General features: G+C 66.3%; 21 protein-coding genes, 1 tRNA gene and 1 pseudogene. 15 read left to right on the forward strand and 8 right to left on the reverse strand.

The annotated features are described in order from the left end of the window. Positions 1-124: 124 nt before the first annotated feature. Complete coding sequence (locus OG589_RS36140) at positions 125-718, reverse strand: TetR family transcriptional regulator (RefSeq protein ID WP_405142794.1); 594 nt, start codon at positions 716-718, stop codon at positions 125-127. A 100-nt stretch (positions 719-818) separates the two neighbouring features. Here OG589_RS36140 and OG589_RS36145 point away from each other — a divergent pair, with 100 nt between their 5' ends. Both OG589_RS36145 and OG589_RS36150 read left to right on the forward strand, forming a co-directional pair. Beyond that, positions 819-1,802, forward strand: coding sequence for an aldo/keto reductase (locus OG589_RS36145; protein ID WP_405142795.1), 984 nt, complete (start codon positions 819-821; stop codon positions 1,800-1,802). Between the two features lie 713 nt (positions 1,803-2,515). Next, positions 2,516-2,983: a nuclear transport factor 2 family protein gene (locus OG589_RS36150; RefSeq protein ID WP_405142796.1), complete on the forward strand. Its 468-nt coding sequence runs from the start codon at positions 2,516-2,518 to the stop codon at positions 2,981-2,983. A gap of 15 nt (positions 2,984-2,998) precedes the next feature. Here the strand turns inward: OG589_RS36150 and OG589_RS36155 are convergent, their stop codons facing one another. Further along, positions 2,999-3,175: a hypothetical protein gene (locus tag OG589_RS36155; RefSeq protein ID WP_405142798.1), complete on the reverse strand. Its 177-nt coding sequence runs from the start codon at positions 3,173-3,175 to the stop codon at positions 2,999-3,001. Between the two features lie 87 nt (positions 3,176-3,262). Between OG589_RS36155 and OG589_RS36160 the strand changes: the two are divergent. The 4 genes and pseudogenes from OG589_RS36160 to OG589_RS36175 all read left to right on the forward strand — a co-directional run. Then, positions 3,263-3,511: pseudogene (locus tag OG589_RS36160) on the forward strand (tyrosine-type recombinase/integrase); the annotation flags it as partial. An 89-nt stretch (positions 3,512-3,600) separates the two neighbouring features. Beyond that, positions 3,601-3,963: a hypothetical protein gene (locus OG589_RS36165; RefSeq protein WP_405152198.1), complete on the forward strand. Its 363-nt coding sequence runs from the start codon at positions 3,601-3,603 to the stop codon at positions 3,961-3,963. 1,417 nt (positions 3,964-5,380) lie between these two features. Further along, positions 5,381-6,337 carry a tyrosine-type recombinase/integrase gene (locus OG589_RS36170; protein WP_405152199.1) on the forward strand — a complete coding sequence of 319 codons (957 nt, stop codon included), beginning with the start codon at positions 5,381-5,383 and terminating at the stop codon, positions 6,335-6,337. 901 nt (positions 6,338-7,238) lie between these two features. Beyond that, positions 7,239-7,739, forward strand: coding sequence for a GNAT family N-acetyltransferase (locus OG589_RS36175; protein WP_405142800.1), 501 nt, complete (start codon positions 7,239-7,241; stop codon positions 7,737-7,739). Between the two features lie 514 nt (positions 7,740-8,253). Here OG589_RS36175 and OG589_RS36180 read toward each other — a convergent pair. Further along, positions 8,254-8,682 (reverse strand): NUDIX hydrolase, encoded by a 429-nt coding sequence (locus OG589_RS36180; protein ID WP_405142802.1) that lies wholly within the window; start codon positions 8,680-8,682, stop codon positions 8,254-8,256. 74 nt (positions 8,683-8,756) lie between these two features. Here OG589_RS36180 and OG589_RS36185 point away from each other — a divergent pair, with 74 nt between their 5' ends. The 6 genes from OG589_RS36185 to OG589_RS36210 all read left to right on the forward strand — a co-directional run bounded on the left by OG589_RS36185 (position 8,757) and on the right by OG589_RS36210 (position 13,934). Further along, complete coding sequence (locus tag OG589_RS36185; protein WP_405142804.1) at positions 8,757-9,542, forward strand: GntR family transcriptional regulator; 786 nt, start codon at positions 8,757-8,759, stop codon at positions 9,540-9,542. 987 nt (positions 9,543-10,529) lie between these two features. Beyond that, positions 10,530-11,261 (forward strand): GntR family transcriptional regulator, encoded by a 732-nt coding sequence (locus OG589_RS36190; RefSeq protein WP_405142805.1) that lies wholly within the window; start codon positions 10,530-10,532, stop codon positions 11,259-11,261. Positions 11,262-11,368: 107 nt separating this feature from the next. Then, complete coding sequence (locus OG589_RS36195) at positions 11,369-11,794, forward strand: plasmid replication, integration and excision activator (RefSeq protein ID WP_405142806.1); 426 nt, start codon at positions 11,369-11,371, stop codon at positions 11,792-11,794. 152 nt (positions 11,795-11,946) lie between these two features. Beyond that, a complete protein-coding gene (locus OG589_RS36200; RefSeq protein WP_405142807.1) occupies positions 11,947-12,108 on the forward strand; it encodes a hypothetical protein in 162 nt (53 codons plus the stop codon). An 84-nt stretch (positions 12,109-12,192) separates the two neighbouring features. Next, on the forward strand, positions 12,193-13,635 hold the full coding sequence (locus OG589_RS36205) for an FtsK/SpoIIIE domain-containing protein (RefSeq protein WP_405142808.1): 1,443 nt from the start codon (positions 12,193-12,195) through the stop codon (positions 13,633-13,635). After that, entirely contained in the window at positions 13,635-13,934 is a 300-nt protein-coding gene (locus OG589_RS36210; RefSeq protein WP_405152259.1) for a hypothetical protein, read from the forward strand. The genes OG589_RS36205 and OG589_RS36210 overlap by 1 nt, the downstream gene beginning before the upstream one ends. Positions 13,935-13,986: 52 nt before the next feature. Here OG589_RS36210 and OG589_RS36215 read toward each other — a convergent pair. From OG589_RS36215 to OG589_RS36230, 4 genes are all read right to left on the reverse strand, one after another. Next, positions 13,987-14,059, reverse strand: a tRNA-Ala gene (locus OG589_RS36215). A gap of 15 nt (positions 14,060-14,074) precedes the next feature. After that, on the reverse strand, positions 14,075-14,800 hold the full coding sequence (locus OG589_RS36220; RefSeq protein ID WP_405142809.1) for an HAD family hydrolase: 726 nt from the start codon (positions 14,798-14,800) through the stop codon (positions 14,075-14,077). A gap of 59 nt (positions 14,801-14,859) precedes the next feature. After that, the gene (locus OG589_RS36225; RefSeq protein WP_211264163.1) at positions 14,860-14,979 is read right to left on the reverse strand and encodes a DLW-39 family protein; all 120 of its coding nucleotides are present in this window, start codon (positions 14,977-14,979) and stop codon (positions 14,860-14,862) included. Positions 14,980-15,256: 277 nt separating this feature from the next. Further along, entirely contained in the window at positions 15,257-15,733 is a 477-nt protein-coding gene (locus OG589_RS36230; protein ID WP_405142810.1) for a hypothetical protein, read from the reverse strand. Positions 15,734-15,774: 41 nt separating this feature from the next. On the opposite strand from OG589_RS36230, the gene OG589_RS36235 reads away from it, so the two are divergent. Both OG589_RS36235 and OG589_RS36240 read left to right on the forward strand, forming a co-directional pair. After that, the gene (locus OG589_RS36235; RefSeq protein ID WP_405142812.1) at positions 15,775-16,752 is read left to right on the forward strand and encodes a helix-turn-helix transcriptional regulator; all 978 of its coding nucleotides are present in this window, start codon (positions 15,775-15,777) and stop codon (positions 16,750-16,752) included. Positions 16,753-17,006: 254 nt separating this feature from the next. Continuing rightward, positions 17,007-17,375: a hypothetical protein gene (locus tag OG589_RS36240; protein ID WP_405142814.1), complete on the forward strand. Its 369-nt coding sequence runs from the start codon at positions 17,007-17,009 to the stop codon at positions 17,373-17,375. A gap of 205 nt (positions 17,376-17,580) precedes the next feature. Here the strand turns inward: OG589_RS36240 and OG589_RS36245 are convergent, their stop codons facing one another. After that, positions 17,581-17,973, reverse strand: a complete 393-nt coding sequence (locus tag OG589_RS36245; RefSeq protein WP_405142816.1) for a DUF3224 domain-containing protein — start codon at positions 17,971-17,973, stop codon at positions 17,581-17,583. A 181-nt stretch (positions 17,974-18,154) separates the two neighbouring features. Here OG589_RS36245 and OG589_RS36250 point away from each other — a divergent pair, with 181 nt between their 5' ends. Beyond that, positions 18,155-19,132, forward strand: coding sequence for an acetylxylan esterase (locus OG589_RS36250; RefSeq protein WP_405142817.1), 978 nt, complete (start codon positions 18,155-18,157; stop codon positions 19,130-19,132). The last annotated feature ends 12 nt before the right edge of the window (positions 19,133-19,144 follow it).

The raw sequence follows: 19,144 nt of genomic DNA on the forward strand, positions 1-19,144 counted from the left end.
TCAGGGGCACTGACGCCGTCCCGTGGCCGAACACGGGCTGGCGCCGGCAGACCAGTGAGCAGGCCTGGGCGACTACGGCGCCGTGCAGATCTAGGCGGCGTTCTCAGTGAACGGCCGGATCGTGTTACGAGCCCTGAGCGTCAGCAGTTTTCTGACTGATCCGGCGGGCGGCCTCGACAACTGCTGAGCGGTGCAGGGCCAGTCGCTCTGGCGGCCAGGACTGGCTGACCTGTCCGGGATCGACGTCCTCGGCGGCCCAGAACCACGCCTGGGCCATGGCGAGGACCATGGTCAGGAGATCGTCCGGCTGTATCTCCGGGGAGAGATCGCCACGCTGCTGCGCGTCGGCCACTTCCGCGACTTTGCGCCGGAAGGTGTCCGGTTCGAGTCCGGTGGCGGAGGGGCGTTCCAGTAGTCTCCACAGTCGCAGGCGCATCAGGTCCGGCCGGGCGACGAGGTGGTCGAAGATCGCGCCGGCGTATCCGGGCAGGTCCTCGACGTCGAACGGGACCGACTCGGCGCCCTCTGTCATCGCCCGGTGCAGCACCTCGTCGAACAGCTGCTCCTTGTTGCCGAAGTAGACGTAGATCAGCCGCTTGTTCGCACCTGCCGCCTCGGCGATCCGGTCCACTCGGGCGCCTGCGATGCCGTAGGTGGCGAATTCAGTGAAGGCGGCGTCGAGCAGCCTGGCCTTGGTGGCGCTGGAGTTCCGTGGCATGTCCGCCACCGTAGCAAGTAACTATCTAGTTATTGACACCCGCAGGCAGTCGCTCTACCGTATATACCTATCTAGTTAGATACCTATCGGAGGAACCTCTATGGAACACCGCGCACTGGGCCGCCAGGGGCTGACCGTCAGCGTGCAGGGTCTCGGCTGCATGGGCATGAGCGTCTTCTACGGCGCCACCGACGAGACCGAGTCGCTGGCCACCATCGACCGCGCCCTGGAGCTGGGCATCACCCTGCTGGACACCGCCGAGAGCTACGGCCCCTTCGTCAACGAGCAGCTCCTTGGCCAGGCGCTGGCAGGGCGCCGGGATGCCGCCGTCCTTGCTACCAAGACCGGCGTGGAGATCACCGACGACGGCCGGCTACTCGACCTGAACGGCCGGCCCGAGTACGTGCGCCGGGCACTCGAACGTTCGCTGCGGCACTTGGGCACCGACCACGTCGACCTGTACTACCTGCACCGCATCGACCCCAAGGTGCCGATCGAGGAGACCGTCGGCGCGCTGGCCGAGCTGGTTGCCGAGGGCAAGGTACGCCACATCGGCGTATGCGAGGCGTCCGCCCAGACGATCCGGCGTGCCCACGCCGTGCACCCGCTCACCGCTGTCCAGACCGAGTACTCGCTCTTCGAACGCGACATCGAACACAACGGCGTGCTCGACACCCTGCGGGAACTGCAGATCGGACTGGTCGCCTACTCCCCGCTGGGGCGCGGCTTCCTCTCTGGCGCCATCACCAGCCCCGACGACTTCGCCGAGGACGACTGGCGCCGGACGGACCCCCGCTTCCAGAGCGAGAACTTCGACCGCAACCTCGACGTCGTCCGCGAGGTGCGCCGCATCGCCTCCGCCAAGGACGTCACGCCCTCCCAGCTGGCCCTCGCCTGGGTCCAGCACCAGGGCGCGGTCGCCATCCCGGGCACCAAGCGGCGCCGCTACCTGGAGGAGAACATCGCTGCGACCGAGGTGACCCTCTCCGCCGAGGACCTCGCCGCGATCGAGGCGGTCGCCCCGCACGGCGTGGTCACCGGCGACCGCTACGCACCCGAGTTCATGGGCGCGCTCAACGGCTGAGGCCCGACCAGCGCCCCACTCCACTCCTCGCAGGGCGGCAACACCCTCGCAACACAGAAACCCACACGTCTCGAAAGGCCCCCATGCCCCAGCCGGGCACTCGGTCCCGTATTGCCATCGGGGATACGTCGATCACTTTTCTCCCCGATGGGTTCGGGGCCCACAACCCGGATGTCCTGTTCCCTGGTGCGGACTGGACGACGCGCCCCGGCTACCTGGAGGTCGGGCAGCTCAAGACGGCCTCGTCTCCTGGCTCTACCCCCTGCTGCACCGCCTCGCTCCCCGTCACACCACAACCACCGAACACATCGGCCGCACCATGCTCGCCGTCACCCGGCCCGGAGCGGTCGAGCAGCGGATCCTGTACAGCCCGGAAATCAACCGGCTGGGCGGCGGGAGCGGGGATGCCGCGACGAAGACAGGGTGATCGACCGCCGCTTCACTGGTGCCGTAAACCCACGATCCGGCGGATCTTGCTGCCGAACGCTCCAGTGACTCCGGCTCCTCGATCCTCACGTCTACGGAGACGCTGACGCTGACCCCGCGAGACGCCTGGGGCGCCGCGAGTTCCGCGATCAACGGCTCGCGCCCGGGGCGTTCACGTGATCCACGGGTGGGTGTGGCGGCGCGGCCACACCCTTCCCGATGTCTTGCCATCGCGCCGACGCGACTGATGTATACATCCGTCAAATAGTTACCCGAGGGAGAACGACATGGCTTCCCATTCCGCTATCTCACCCCAGGAGGCCGCCGACCGGCTGGCCATCCGTGAACTGATCGACGCCTATGCCCACTGTGCGGACCGCCGCGACGCGAAGGGTCAGATGGCGCTCTTCACTGCCGACACCCGGTTCCTCGTGTTCATGGATGCCACGGCTAGCGAGCCGACTCAGGAGCTGCACGGCCGCGACTCGCTGGCTCCGGTCTTCGACAATCTGAACACTTACGAGACCACCACTCACTTCAACGGGCAGAGCACGGTTTCGCTGGACGGAGACCGGGCAACGGCTGAGAGCTATTGCCTGGCGCATCACCTGTCGGTGGGTGAGGACGGACAGCATACGCTGATGATCGCCTCTATCCGCTATCTCGACGAACTCGTCAAGCAGGACAGCGGGTGGCTGTTCGCCGAACGCAGACTGATGGTCGACTGGACCGAGACGCGGCCCTCCGTCGCCTGACTCAGTCGAGCTTTTTCACCACGGCTTCGAACTGACCAGAGCATGCAGGGACCGGCCGTCGAGCTGGTCGAGGACACGCTCACGGGCACTCGTCAGATGAACGGAGTACGCAGCCTGGAGGCGCTTCAGCCCTTCCGGAGTCAGCGAGGCCACATTGCCGCGGCCGTCGCCTTCGTAACGCCGCTTGATCACCTGCCTGCGAGCCTGAAGCGTGTCGACGACCCGGGTGAAGCGACTGGCTGACAGGGCGCTGGCCGCGGCGAGACCGCGCTAAGTGCTGGCAACGTCCGGCGGGACTTCCGGAAGATCCTCAAAGACGCCGGGCTGGTCGACACGGAATGGACACCCAGGGAGATGCGCCACAGCTTCGTGTCACTGCTCTCGGACTCGGGCGTTCCCATCGAGCACATCTCTCGCCTGGTCGGCCACGCCAACACCATGGTCACCGAGACGGTCTACCGTCTCCAGATCCGGCCCGTCATGCAGGAAGGCGCGACGGCGATGGACGGTCTCTTCGGAGGTGGGTGAAAGGCTTAGTCACCCAGTTAGTCCCTGATATCCCTGCGGGGATGCCCGTTCCGGGCTGAAAATCGGGCCATCTGGCCTCCTGGGCGCGTCTGGCCCCCAAGGTCAAGGAATCAGCCGGTAAGAAGAAGGGCTCAAGCTCCACCGGTCACGGCAACCGCTACCTGGCCAGGATTCTGGGCGAGGCGGCCGTTGGCGCCAGCAAGACCCCGACCTTCCTCGGGGAACGCTACCGACGCATCGCTCGACGCCGCGGCAAGCAACGAGCCGTCGTCGCGGTCGGCCGTTCCATCCTCACCATCGTCTGGCATCTTCTCTGCGATCCCAACGCCCACTTCACCGACCTGGGTCCCGACTTCTACGACAACCGCATCGGCCCCGAACGCAAGAAACGCAACCACGTCCGCCAACTCGAAGCCCTCGGCTACCGCGTAACACTCCAGCCCGCGGCTTGATCAACCAATCTCACGACCCAGACGAGGCCACTCCGTCCGAGGTCCGCTGCCGCCTGCCCAACTACTGTCCGATTTTCGGATTAGCCACTCAAGCCCGGTTTTCATGATCACAGACTGAGTGTTTTGGCTGGTGGAGCCTAGGAGATTCGAACTCCTGACATCCTGCTTGCAAAGACGTACGCCGATCTTGCTCGACCTGCGAAAACGCAGATCAGCGCACTGATCGCGTTCCCCGCGCCTCCCCGCTGTTCCCCCTTGTTCCCCGCTCCGTCGGGCACGCGACGGGCACGGCGGTACCCTCGTCAGGGACAGTCTCCGGCATTGCGCCGCCCCTCCTCGCAGAGGTACGGCTTGGTCCGCCAGGCCGTAGGCGATGGGGCACCACGTCGGGAGGCTGGATAGCACCGGAGACCGTCCTCACGCCTGCGTACCACGGAGCCGGCCAACTCGAAACCTGCGGAATAAAAGCTCGGACGATCATGGTTCCAGACAGTTCAATGCAGATCAGCGGGTATACACGGTCTGATCTGAACGGCTCTGGATCACCCTGAACTGCAACCCAAACTGCAACCCCCGATGTCCTGAAGTCCTGACCCAGGGCTGTCACTCGTCATTTGTGCGGTAGGGCCTCGGGCGTGGGAGAACCACGATAAGCAGAGTTGCGAGTGGCCCGAGAAAGAGAGAAAGCAACCACCATCCGAAGCCCGAACGCCACTTGCCCTGTGCCAAACCAGCGTTGACCAGGGCGAGAGTGAAATAGAGAGCACCCGCAAGATCATTGTTGCTCACCGTATTAAGCATGTCGGGGATTCTGTCATATAGGCCCATTTCGCTTGGCCCCTGACGTGAGCCCCTCTGTACAGCAAGGGCCGTCATGCGCGGCCGTGCTCGATGGGCCGGGACTGAGGCACGAAGCCCCGGCCCTCCGATCGCCCGTAACCCCGTGTGGTGGTCGGCCACAGCGCGATCGTCGACCTGTACCGGTGTGATGGCCGGCCCATAACTCGGCCACAGCGGCGGGAGACGGTCGGAGATTAATCCGTCGACGTCGATTCTGCACCGTCATAGGCTGCATGTGCCGTCGCAGGCAAAGGCGAATGGGAAAGTTCGTATCAGCTTGCTGACTCCCTTCACGGGGATGAGCCGGTTCGAGTCCGGTAGCCTGCGGCGGCTTCTGCATGGCTGGGCGTAAGGTGCCCCTCGATGAGGGCGCGGTCGGCGGCGGCGCGTCCCTGGTCGGTGGGTGAGGCTTGGTGCGGCGGGCGCTGTGTACGGCGGGCGGCCCTGAGTCCCGCCGCCGTTCGGGACCGGCGCCCACGCCGCACGCCCGGACGGCGGGCGGGCGGGCGACGGGCGGGCGGGCGACGGGCCGTGCGGCGGCGCTCAGCGCCGCCGCCTTGACCCTGACGCGGGGAAGATCAAGTTCGGGAAGTACGCGGGGGACTGGATCGGTGAGCGGCCGAACCTTCGCCCCCGCACGGTCGAACTGTACGAGTACCTGTTCCGCGTCCATCTCAAGCCGATGTTCGGCGACAAGCCTCTGAGTGACATCAAGGACCCGCAGGTCCGGCGTTGGCGCAAGAGCCTGCTCGATAGGGGCGTGAGCGCGGTCACCGTAGCCAAGGCGTACCGGCTTCTCAAGGCCGTTCTCACTACGGCTGTGGATGACCAGCTCATCCGGCGTAACCCCTGCCGGATCAAGGGTGCTGGGCAGGAGAAGTCCGCGGAACGTCCGGTGCTCACGGTCGCGCAGGTCTACAAGCTCGCGGACACGATCGAACCGCGATACCGGGCGCTGGTGCTCCTCGCGACTTTCGGCAGTCTGCGATGGGGTGAGCTGACCGGGCTTCGCCGGCGAGACCTCGACCTGGAGGCCGGGACCGTGCGGGTCGAGCGTCAACTGATCCGCATCACGGGTAAGGGCCTGGTGTTCACCGAACCCAAGTCTGCGGCGGGGAAGCGAACGGTCGTGATCCCTGGGCTGATCACCCACGACCTGGAAGCGCACCTCAAGGACTTCGCGCAGGACGGCGACGAGGGGCTGATCTTCGCTGGGCCGGACGACGGGCCTATCTGGAACAGCAACTTCAATCGGCGGTTCTGGGGAAAGGCGCTCGCCGACGCCGGTCTACCGAAGATCCACTTTCACGACTTGCGTCATACCGGCAACACCCTCGCCGCGAACGCGGGGGCGTCGATCCGTGAGCTGATGGACCGGATGGGGCACTCCAGCACTCGGGCCGCGATGGTCTACCAACACGGCTCAAACGAGCGTCTACGTCAGGTAGCGGAACAGCTCGACACCCTCGCCAGAGACCAGCTCACGAAGGCATCGGGCACGCAACGGGCACGGAAGCGAAAAAGGGCCGATTAAAGCGAGAAACCCAGGCAGGGAAAACCATCCCTGACCTGGGTTTCTTGTCGGTGGAGCCTAGGAGATTCGAACTCCTGACATCCTGCTTGCAAATCGGCCTGATCTCCTGGGCAAACGCCCCTGACCTCGACGGTAACCCCTCCGTGAGTCCCCGTGACTCCCCCCTGGTCACCGCCCTTAATGGCACGCTAATGGCACGGCGATCATGCCCTGACCTTCCGCTTTTCAGGAGTAGGCACGGTGATCGTTGATCTCGCGAGTGGCACCTGAGCTGGCCTCGGTGCGGCTGTTCGTGTGTGGGTATGTGTGGCCGAGTGAGGGCGGGTTGATGTAGCGGTTGATGTAGCACGCAGTCTCTCGCGCACGCTCCACCTGCCTGATCACCCCGTCTGCCTCGACCCACCGCGAAGCGGCAGCGGGCCGGCGACGGAGGCACAAGCCCGTCTTCGCGTGTACGTCCACGGGCCGCCGTTCCTCGGCAATGGGACGCCAACGGTCACAGACGGGCGGCTTTTGCCGGAGGCGCTGGTCTGCTGGGCTTGCCTGGGGCGCGGCAGAGGGGGTGATCAGGCCCCACCTCAGCCACCTACGGTCCTAAGGTCATGCACGGGAGATCACCCCGGAGCCGAGGCCCCCGCCGGAGGCGTCGTCTTCTGATCAGTCACCAGGCTTAGGGGTCACAATTAGAAGTTTGCGGATTAAAGCTCGGACGATCATGGTTCCAGACAGTTCAATGCTGGTCAACGGGCATGCCCGATCCACCCTGCACGGCTCTGGACCGTCCTGAACTGCAACCCAAACTGCAACCGCGCAACCTTAGTGGCACATCAGGCAACTTCGCCCCATCCTGACTTGGTCAGCAAGCTTTGCGGTTGTGCGGGCACGTTGGGAGGCTCTACTCATGTCGATTCTCATCAGGACTGCCGACCGTGGAGACGTGCCATCCCTCGTCCACCTGCGTCTCGCGAATGCCGAAAGGCATGTCCAACTCGATCCGGTCATCTACCGCGTGCCCGACAGCGAAGCCGTACGCAGGCACTTCGAGGAGGTGCTTTCGGCCGAGCCCAAGATGGTGATTTTGATCGCTGAGGTGGCAGGCGAGGTGGTGGGCATGGTGGAGGTGGTCTTGCTGACAGATCCCCTGGACCACCAAATCATCCATCCCCGCCGTGCGGCCGAGATCCACACTGTCGTCCTGGACGGGCATCGCGGTAAAGGTGTGGGATCTGCCTTGGTGGTGGCGGCGGAGCAAGCTGCCGCAGAGCGCGGTGTCTCGATTCTCTATGCCGGAATCTTCGCGCCGAACAAGGAAGCCGTCCACTTCTACTCCTCGGCCGGCTTCGGACCACATGGGACCTTGCTCAGCAAGGAGCCCGGTGTCCCTCTTCCGCCCCCCGCATAGCTTGGCGGGTCGCCTTGTCCAGGCCCTGTCCCGGTTCAACTCGCCAAGGCTGAACATGCGGGACAACCGGATCACATCAGGCTGCTCCAACGCCTCTCGCACCTTCGCCCGACCAATCCGCTCGACTTGATCGAACTCTGCGAGCGAGCTGGTCAGTCGGGTCCGCTCAGCCTGGGTTTCCGGTGGGCCGGGGCTGAGGTACGAAGTCCTGGACCTTCGATCGCCCCCAGCCCCGTGTGATGGCCAGCCATAGCATGGCGATCGTCGTGCTGCATGGGTGCGGCGACGGCGTGTGCCTGGTCGGCGGGTGCGGCTTGGTACGGCGGGCGCGGTGGTCGGCGGGCGGCTCGCGTTCCCGCCGCCGGCCGGGACCGGCGCCCACGCCGCACGCCCGGCCGGGCGGAGCGGGCGGCGGGCCGTGCGGCGGCGCGGAGCGCCGTCGCCTTGATAACCCATAAGAACAATTCGGCAATGATCGCGATGCGGCGCGCTCTGGATCTTGCCGCTTACACGCTCAGAGCAGATGTGTGCCGTCGTGGTGGCGGATGGCCGGCGTGTGGTCGTGGTGCATGGCGTCCAGGACGCGGACGGCGAATGCTTCGGATGCCAGTGAGCGGACCTCGTCAGCGGTGACCCAGCGGAAGGATCTCGTCTCGTCGGTTTCGGTGAGGTGGCCGCCGATGACCTTGCAGCGGAAGACCAGGGCGACGATGCCGCGGGTCATGTTCTTGTAGACGCCGGTCAGGGTGACGGGCTCGACGTCGAGGCCGGTTTCCTCGTGGACCTCGCGGAGCAGGCCGGTGGTGATGTCCTCGTCGAGTTCGAGGATGCCGCCTGGTGCTTCCCAGTGGCCGTTGTCTCGGCGTTGGGTGAGGAGGGCGCGGCCTTGGTCGTCGATGATCACGCCTGCCACGCTGACGGAGTGGGCGTTCTGGTGATCCATCGGGATTACCTCCGGCGGTGCGGGTCGCTATCCTCGACCGTAGTACACGTATGTACGAGTTGAGGAGTTGGGTCGTGGCCGAGCTGCCCTTGCCGGATCTGGACCCGACCAGCGATCGGGCGGTATTCCGGCAGATCGCCGATCACATCCGCGATGCGATCGAGCAAGGCATCTTGGCTGAAGGTGAGAAAGTGCCCTCGGAAGCTCAGCTCATGCAACATTACGGCGTTGCGAGGATGACCATCCGCAACGCTCTCCAGGTCCTTCAAGGCGAAGGGCTGACGGTCGCGGAGCATGGGCGTGGCGTCTTCGTCCGCTCGCATCCTCCCGTCCGGCGGCTGGCCTCGGATCGCTTCGCTCGTCGTCATCGTGAGCAGGGCAAGGCGGCCTTCATAGCCGAGACCGAAGGTGCCGGCGGCAAGCCGTCCGTTGACTCCATCAAGATCACCGAGGAAGCGCCCTCGGCGAGCGTGGCGGCGCTTCTGGGCCTTACAGAAGCGGACTCGGTGATCCGTCGGTCTCGCCGGTATCTGATCAACGGGCAGCCGGTGGAGACTGCGGTCTCCTACATCCCTGCTGATATCGCTCGGGGCACGCGGATCGCGGAGCCGGACAGCGGACCGGGCGGGATCTATGCGCGGCTGGAGGAGTTGGGGCACCGGCTGGATCACTTCGTGGAAGAGATCAAGTCGCGTATGCCGCTGCGGGATGAGATGCGGGCGCTCAAGCTCGCGCCTGGCATTCCGGTGTTCCACCTGGTGAGGACTGCGTACACGACGGACGGCACGGCAGTCGAGGTCTGTGACACGGTGATGTCGAGTGACGCCTACGTGCTGTCGTACGAACTGCCTGCGCGATAGGGCTTGACGAACTCCTCTAGAGGAGTCATAAATGACTGAGCAAAGCACTCCTCTAGGCGAGTAGACGCCTATTGGAGAGATCGGTTTCGGGCGGCGAATCCAACCGGGCGGAGTCTCATGTCAACCGAGCAGTGCACGTCCTGTGCGGGGCGGGGCTGGAAGTACGTCAGCCAGCGTCGTGGACTCATCCACAGCACAGACGAGGACGCTGGGTCGGACGTGCTCCGCACGCGGGATGACTGCTCGATGTGCGCGGGGACCGGGGATGCGGCTTCTGGCGACGGGGGCCGGCCGTGAAAGAGCTGGACCTGATCCAACGCCGGGTGTGGCCTCCGGACGTACAGCTCTCGCCGGAGCAGGCGGCCGGACTCCTACGTGACGACCTGGCACAGCGGGGAATCGAAGCTGACCTACATGCCGGGTACGGCATGGCCCTGCTCTCGGTGTGTACCGGGCTGGTGGTCTGGAGTGACGGCCGTTGGTTCCGCTGGGCTGTGGGCCGGTCGCGGCGGGGTCGGACGAGGTACGCCTTCGCGCCATGTTCCGACATGGTGACCGCTGCCCGGCGGGTGGTCATGCGCTATGAGGCGCTGTGCCCGCTTGAACCCAGTTCGCCGCCCCCGAACGGCTGGCCGGTCTGATGCTGGGTGGCAATGACATCGTGCTCTGGCCCGAGACCTATCCGCTGCATCCTGCGGCCTGTCCTCACAAGCGTGTGCGCTGGACCTTCGGCTTTCCCATGCTTCCCGTGACCTCGGGCGCGATGTGCGCTGACTGCGGCACGCGATGGGGACACAGCGAGATTCCCGACCAGGTCCGGAGTTTGCTCCCGCGTTAGTCGCCCCTGAGCTGCGCGGCGGCATGGTTGACGTCCCTCCTCCGGGTGGAGGGAGTCCGCCATCCCATGCCGTCGCGCACCCCCTTGTAGCTGACAAAGAGCGATCATGCGCTTACACTCATGACAAGTCGAGCAGTTAGGTTGTCGTCATGTCGTCAGAAGAGTTCGCTCCGCCGAAGTACGCCCAGATCGTGCAGGCGATCCGGCGGAAAATCGCGGACGGCACCTATCCCCCTGGATCCCTGCTCCCGTCCGAGACACAGCTTGTCCGCGAGTTCGGGGTAAGCCGGCCCACCGTTGTGCGCGCTCTCCAGGTTCTTCAACTGCGCGGCATGATCGACCGTGAGCACGGCAAGGGCTCCTTCGTCAAAGCAACCCCGCCGATTTCTGAACGGGACAACTCCCGGCCGGCACGCGCGGTGCTCGATCGCGTCGAGGCCACCGACAGGGGAACCCCGGTGGAGACGGGCGCGCATCCAGCGCCCGCGCCGGTTACCGCACTGCTCGATCTGCCCGAAGGATCCCCGGTGATGATGCGGCGAGTGCTCTTCGACGAAGACGGCGACCCCGTCGAGCTGGTGACCTTCTGGTGTCCGGCTGAACTGGCCGAAGGCACCGACCTCGGGCGTAGCACGCCCCTGAGTGTCGATGTCCGCCAGCATCTCCAGCAGGTGAAGGGCCTTCGGCTGGATCACGTGGTGGAGCGACTGACCGCCCGTCATCCGACCACCACGGAAGCCAAGCTGCTCGAACTGGGCAAATCCGCGGCCGTTCTCAGCGTTGTGGCTCGCGTCTTCGATGGCTCGGGCCGCCCGGCACTACTCGTCGAGGTCGTCATGCCGGGGACTCTGCACGAACTGGAAGAGGCATACGCCCTCTGATGTGATGTACATCACACCTCGTCTCGGAAACTCGTATTGTCAAGTATCCGTTTTGCAGGCATATACTCGACAAGACGAGTTAGCGACAAGACAAGTGGGAGAGCGACATGGCAATCCAAGGTCCCATCCCCATCAGGTTCGAGCAGGTCTTCCCGCACGGCTGCTACATCGTCGGAGAGGTCGAGCAGGTCAAGGACTTCGACGCCTCCTCCAACGGCCGGACCGTCTACGCCAAGGACAAGACCACGGGTGAGCTGGTCTGGCAGGTCGCGGTCATGGACGCCGACCCGACCGTCAAGGCCGCGCAGAAGACGGTCTCCGTCAAGATCCTGGCGCCGGTTCAGCCGGTTCCCCCCGCCTCGATGTCCGGCTTACCGTTCACGCCGGTCGAGTTCGACGGTATGAGTGTCACGCCGTACGTCGGCCAGAACACGGGGCGCCTGGCCTGGTCGATCCGGGCGACCGCGATGCGTCCGCCTCGGACCGGTGCGGGCTCCAAGCAGGTTCCGGCCGGTAAGGACGTGGCGGCGTGATCGCCCACGAGCCGTACACCTACGTCACGACGATCATTCAGGATGGCATCGCCCGACTCGGCATCGACTTTCACACGTCTCACGTGTTGGTCCAGTCGTTGCGAGCGAGGGACGTTCGGCCATTCCTTCACCTGTCCACCCCTGAGGCACAGGTGACATTCACGACGACGGGCGGCGGGCCGGTCACCGAGCAGGACGTGACCTTGGCTCGGGCGATCTTCAACGCCGCCGCTCTCTACCTCGCCGACTGCGAACGGCTGCGCGCCGAACAGTCGGCCGACTCCTCCGACCAGGCCGGCGACGTCGCGGCCTGAAATCGAGCGGGGCCGCTGGAACTGGCATTCCGGCGGCCCCCTGGTCTCCCTGGACTGCAAATCAAGGAAGAGGGCTCAAGCGTAATGTTCAAAAGGCTTCCTGGTGACGAGGCTAAAAATCTCGTCTCCACTACTCCAGATACCGCCGTGGTGTTCCGCCCGGCCGTCGTCACGACTCCGGCGATCGTCACGATTGTGATCTTCGTGTGGCGGCTGCTGGCTGGTGCCATGCGGTTGGTCTGGCGTCATCCGATCGCCTCGGCCGTCGTCGCCGTCCCCTTCGCGCTCGGCTGGTCGTACGGCTGGCGCTGGGCCGTGGCCCTGGTCGTCTGGATGCTCGTCAGCCTTGTCTCCTGGCGGCTGGCCGATCGCGCGTCGTTCCTGCGGCTGGTCGGCTGGCGACTGCTGGCCTGGTGGCGGTTGATCTGGGTCTACCGGCGGCACTGGCAACCGGTAATGATCATCTCTGGCCTAGGCCGTCACCTCAAGGGCCGTGACTACCTGCCCCGCCTGGTCCGCATCTCGTGCACATCGTGGGCCGACCTGGTGACAGTGAAGATGCTTAGCGGTCAGGCCGTCAAGGACTGGTCGGATCGGATCGAGCACCTGGCCCATGGCTTCGGCGCTACCTCGTGCCGCGTCACGGTCGCCCGTTCGGGCCGATTACTGCTGGCCTTCCCTCGGCGTGATCCGCTCGCCGTGCCGCTGCCTGCCGTACCGGTGCCTGAGGTCGTCTCGGTGGGGCCGGTCGAGATCGGAAAGTGCGAGGACGGCACACCGTGGCGGCTCAAGGTCCATGGCACACACGTTCTCGTGGCCGGCGCGACCGGTGCGGGCAAAGGCTCGATCATCTGGTCAACGATCCGGGGCCTTCTTCCTGCGGTGCGCGCAGGCCTGGTCGAGGTGTGGGCGCTGGACCCCAAGCGCATGGAACTGTCCTTCGGCCGCGCGCTGTTCGGCGATCGATACGCCGCTGAGCCGAGCACCTGCGCCGATCTCCTCGAAGCGGCTGTGAGCATCATGCAGGAGCGGGCGGACCGGTTCGCAGGAGTCCAGCGGAACCACACACCGACCGTCGATGATCCGTTCATCCTCGTCGTGGTCGACGAGGTGGCGTTCCTGACCGCCTACCAGTCGGACAAGGGCCTCAAGCTCCGTATCTCGGCAGCCCTGGCGACGCTCACCACGCAAGGGCGTGCGGTTGGCGTCGGCGTTCTTGCCGCACTCCAGGACCCGCGCAAGGACGTGCTGACCATCCGCAACCTGTTCCCCGACAAGATCGCGCTCCGGCTCGATGAGTCGGAACAGGTGGACATGGTGCTCGGCGACGGCGCCCGTGATCGCGGCGCGTTGGCTGATCTCATCTCCCCTCGGCCTGACCTCGGCGCGGGCATCGCCTACGCCCGGTTGGAGACCTCTCCCGATCCGATCCGGGCGCGGGCTGGCTACGTCTCCGATGCCGACATCCGCGACATGGTCGCCGCGTTCACCGCTGACACCCTGCCCCTGCCTGAGGAGGTGGCCTGATGAAGGTCATCATTCAGGGCACTCCCGCGCGCCGTGACCACGCCGCCCGGATGGTCGAGGCGCTGCGCTACGAACCATGCTCGCCGACGTGCCCGAACTGGCTGCGCTACGGCGTCCAGCCCAAGGGCGCCAAAGCGGGCATGATGCCGGGCCAGTGCCGGGGCAAGGCGCACAAGCCCGAACACGGCTCCAACGAGCGTCAGCGTCAGGTCGCTGACAAGCTCGACAGCCTCGCCAGAGACCAGCTCACGAAGGCATCGGGCACGCAACGGGCACGGAAGCGAAAAGAGACCGATTAAAGCGAGAAACCCAGGCAGGGAAAGCCATCCCTGACCTGGGTTTTCTTGTCGGTGGAGCCTAGGAGATTCGAACTCCTGACATCCTGCTTGCAAAGCAGGCGCTCTGCCAACTGAGCTAAGGCCCCTTGCTGGAGGACAGCCTACCGGGAGGAAGTGGCTACTGCTGCCCGGCTCGGCTCGCTGTCGAGGATGAGGCTGGGGAAGTCTGCGATGGAGTCGATGATCTGTGTCGCGCCGCCGCGGATGAGGCGTTCGTGGCTGTGGACGCCGGTCAGCACGCCGGCCACGATGGAGGCGCCCGCGCGGCTCCCGCACAGCATGTCGCTCTCGGAGTCGCCCGCCACCGCGACCTCACGGACGTCGTCGATGCGGAGCCGGAGCACCGCGGTGAGCACCATGTCGGGCCAGGGGCGCCCACGCCCGGCGTCCTCGGGGCAGAGGGCGAGGTCGATCTTGTCCATCCAGCCGACGGCGCTGAGCACCCGGCCGAGGGTCGCGCGGCTGAAGCCGGTGATCACGCAGATCTTCACCCCGGCGGCCCGTAACTTCTCGAGGGCCTCTACGGTGCCGGGCACGGGGACGAGGCCGGACCGCTCGATCGCACCCTCGTAGGAGCGCTCGAACGTGAGGTTGGCCGCCTGCGCCTGGGCCTCGTTGCCGGGGAAGATGCCCCGGAAGACGTCGATCTTGGGACAACCCCGGGACCGATGCACGTGCACCATGGCCCGCGCATATGCCCCGGTCCCGGGGACTATGCCCTGCGTCGCGATCGCCTCGGCGAACGCCCGCTCCACCATGGCGATGTCACCGAGTGTGGTGCCGGCCAGATCGAGGCAGGCAAGTTTGATGGGTGAGGCGCTGGTCATGCCATCACCTCCGCCTTGATCCGGAACCATTCACGCACCCGCATCGGCAGCCCAGGTGGTCAGTTCTCGCTGCCGGTCGCCTCAGTCCACAGATCGAGCTCGGCGCGGTCAGCCTGCACCTTGCGCCAGACCAGTAGCCCCCCGAGGGCAACGAGCGCGAGAACGAGCAGCTTCTTCACGGTGTAACCCCACTTCTCAACGGTCTCATCAGCCGGGGATGAGACAACGCCGGGTTCGTAACAGATGCTTGCAGCCTAGCAAGGGATCGGCTTCCTCCCCCGGTCGCGCGAGAAGCGGTTGTCCACAATCTTCCGATACGGAAGTCTCTTTGCGACATCCGTTACGAGTCTCAGCCCTTCAGGTAAGAGCCGACCAACGGTCTGATCAGGCATTACTCAGTATGGAGACCGGACGCCTCACCACGGCGGTTTCGTCCGAGAGCGGACACGGCCCCCGTCATCCGCCGCCCACCATGCCCTCGGCCGGCACGTCGGTGAGATAGGAGGAAAGGCGAGGAGTGTCGGGTGCGAGCATGTGGCGAACCCAGGCCGCTCGTTCGTGTTCGAGGGGTGGAAGCTCCCAGACACACCCGATCCACGGCTTGGCGAGCTCCTTGAAGTTGGCCGGGTCGGTGTCGTCACAGCCCAGGAACGGCACGCCGGCAGCGGCCGTGTGGCACTCCAGCACGTTGTCCCACACCCAGGTGTAGGCGTTGAGGTACGCGGCCTCCTTCGCTCGGTGCAGGACGGTGAACGCGACCGGCGGGGTCTCGTCGAGCTCGGGCAGCAGCCGGGGCAGGAACGCGTAGGCCGCTCGCTGGATGGTCTCCTCGATCTCGGCGTCGAGGGTGCTGACGTGATAGCGCTTGATCTGCCTTCCGGCCGTCTCGATCAGGCCGGGTATCCGCAGATACTTTTCGGTGAAAGCCACCATTGGACCGTAAAATGCGGACACTGACACGTATTGTCAGCGATATGCGCGCGAGTCGGCTGCTGTCCATCCTTCTTCTCCTGCAAACCCGGGGGCGGCTGACCGCGCGCCAGCTCGCGGAGACCCTTGAGGTCTCCGTGCGGACCATCTACCGCGACGTCGAGTCCCTGCACGCGGCGGGCGTTCCCCTGTACGGCGACGCGGGTCCGGCGGGCGGTTACCAGCTGCTGAACGGCTACCGCACCCGCCTGACCGGGCTGACCAGCGACGAGGCCGAGGCGCTGTTCCTGGCCGGGATGCCGGGGCCCGCGGCCGAGCTCGGTCTCGGGGCGGTGGTGACCGCGGCCCAGCTCAAGCTCCAGGCGGCGCTCCCGGCCGAGTTGCGCGAGCGCGCGGCCCGCATCCAGGAGCGGTTCCACCTCGACGCCCACGGCTGGTACTACGACGGCGACCAGTCACCACATCTCGCCCCGATCGCCGACGCGGTGTGGAACGAGCGCGTGATCCAGGTGTGCTACCGCCGGTGGAAGGAGCCGACGGAGGTCACGCGGATCCTGGAGCCGTACGCCGTCGTGCTCAAGGGCGGGAAGTGGTACCTCGTCGCGCGCGGCGGCGAGCACGTGCGCACGTACCGCGTGCACCAGGTGCTCAATCTGACCGTGCTGGACAGGACCTTCGAACGGCCCGCGGACTTCGACCTCGCCGCCTACTGGCGGTCCTTCCTGGCGGAGTTCCGCACCCGGCTCTACCAGGGCGAGGCGACCGTACGGCTGTCGCCGCCCGGCCTGCGGCGCATGGGCGAGCTGATGAGCACCGCCGTGATGGACGCCGTGCATGAGACCTCCACCGCCCCGGACGAGGACGGCTGGGTGACGGCCGTGGTCCCGATCGAGTCCCTCGACCACGCCCAGACCGAGTTCATGAAACTGGGCGCGCTGGTCGAGGTGCTCAAGCCGTACGAGCTGCGCGAACGCCTGGAGGCGACGGCACGCGAGCTCGCCGGGCTGTACCTGCGCTCCTGACCGGCCATGCCCAGCCTCGCCGGGCTGTACCTGGGCTCCTGACCGCCCATGCCCAGATGGGGACATGACCGAAAGGCTTGGGCGGGTCTCTCCTAAGCGCTACGACACGGCCGCGCGCCACAGAATGGACACTCAGAGTTGTGGATGATTACTGTGTGTGACGAAGTGAGCAATTCCCGCTCCGGTAGAACGACTGCCGGGAACCCGCCCGGGGGCTCGCCTCGGGTGGACGGGGGACTATCCAAGGAGAACAGATGCAAGCCAAGTGGCTTACGGCTCTCGCGCTGACCGCAGTGGTCAGCGGCGCGGGTGTGGCGGCGGTGGCGGTGCCGGCGTCGTACGCGGACTCCACGCCGGCAGGTCCCGGTGCCGCCGCGGACTTCCGCGGTTACCAGGTCCTCAAGCTGCCCAACGCCAACGTCGCCAACTTCGCCCGGCGCACGATCCGGTGCCCGAGCGGCAAGCGGGCGATCGGCGGTGGCGCCGAGGCCCAGGGCAACGACGCCATCCTGGTCGGTTCCTTCCCGACCGACGACGCCGGCGGCTGGGTCGGCCTCGGCCGGCAGAACAACTACGCCACGGTCGGGATCAGCGTGTACGTGATCTGCGCCGACGCGAGCTGACGCAGGCGACGTACCCCGCGGCGTTTCTGACGTGAACCCGCACACGGATCGAGCCTGACGGTCGGCGCGCGCGCTGGCGGAGAGTCGCGCGCCGGCGGTCGGGGCGGGCTGGACGGCCGGCTCTGGTGGGACTGGCGACCCGACCAGAGCCGGCCGTACGTTGACACGCCCAGTCCAGCTCGCAGTCCAGCGCCCAGTCCAGCGCTCAATCCAGCTCGTAGTCCAGGTGGAAGAAGTGCTTGCCGTCCTCGGGGACGATCTGTCCCCCGCCGTGGATCCCCACCAGCTCACCGGTGCCGGAGTCGGGCAGGATGGTCCAGCTCAGCGAGCGTTCGCCGCCGGAGCCCGAAGCGGTGTGGTGGAGCACGAAGCTTCCCTTCCGCCCCTGGACGCTACCGGTGAAGCGCTCGAACCCCACGTACGCCGCAGAGTCCTCGACCTGCGCCATCGCGGTGATGATGTCGGTCGTGCTGGTGCCTTCCAGGTCGCCGTGGAACGTCTTGGTCACGTGTACGCGGGCGAGCGTCGCGCCCTCGCGCTCGTCGAACGTCTCCGGTTCCCAGCTGTCGATGTCGAAATCGCCGTTCGCGCGTGGCACAGCAGCCTCCCTTGGTGGTGTACGCGTGCCATCCTGCTCCCCAAGGCTGACGTCTCCTGTCAGGTATGAACGCCCATCGACCGGGAGGAAGCCCGTCGATAGCATGCGATTCGCGGCGCACCCGCACGCACCGAACGGCGCGTCCAGCAAACCGGTGACCTCGACACGCGTGGAGAAGTCAATGACCCTGTTCGATCTTCCGCTGGCAAGCCTCCGCGACTACCGCCCAGAGCGCGACGAACCAGCGGATTTCGACGCGTTCTGGAAGCAGACCCTCGACGAGGCGGCCGGCCATGACGTCGCGCCGGAGTTCGCCGCCCACGACGCCGCGCTGACCGGGGTCCAGGTCCAGGACACGACCTTCGCCGGGTGGGGAGGGCATCCCATCCGGGCCTGGATGCTGGCCCCCGCGGGTGCCACCGGGCTGCCGTGCGTGGTGCAGTACATCGGCTACGGCATGGGCCGGGGGGTCCCGATCGACCACCTGGTCTGGCCGTCCGCCGGATTCGCGACGCTCGTCGTCGACACCCGAGGCCAGGGCGGGGCCAACCCGGGGAGCCCCGGTGGCACCGGCGACCCGAACGGCGGCGACTTCGCCCAGGCGCCGGGCATGATGACCCGGGGGATCACCGACCCCGAGCAGTACTACTACCGGCGGGTCTTCACCGACGCCGTCCGCGCGGTGGACGCGGCGGCGGCCCACCCGGCGGTGGACGCCGACAGGATCGCGGTCTCCGGAGCCAGCCAGGGCGGCGGCATCGCCCAGGCCGCGGCGGCCCTGCACCCGAACGTCAAGGCCGCGCTGATCGACGTGCCGTTCCTGACGCACTTCCGCAGGGCAGTAGAGATCACCGACCGCGACCCCTACCAGGAGATCGTGCGTTTCCTGTCCACCCAGCGCGACAGCGAGGAGCGGGTGTTCCGCACGCTGTCGTACTTCGACGGGCTGAACTTCGCCGCCCGGGGCCGGGTGCCCGCGCTGTACTCGGTCGCGCTGATGGACTGGATCTGCCCGCCGTCGACCGTCTTCGCCGCCCACAACCACTGGGCTGGGCCCAAGGAGATCACGGTGTGGCCCTGGAACGGCCATGAGGGCGGCGGGAGCCGCCAGCGCCAGATCCAGCTCCGCCACCTGCGCGAGCTGTTCTCGGTCGACTGATCTTCCCGAAGA

The sequence above is a fragment of the Sphaerisporangium sp. NBC_01403 genome, from assembly GCF_045040145.1.
GTDB classification, from domain to species: domain Bacteria; phylum Actinomycetota; class Actinomycetes; order Streptosporangiales; family Streptosporangiaceae; genus Sphaerisporangium; species Sphaerisporangium viridialbum.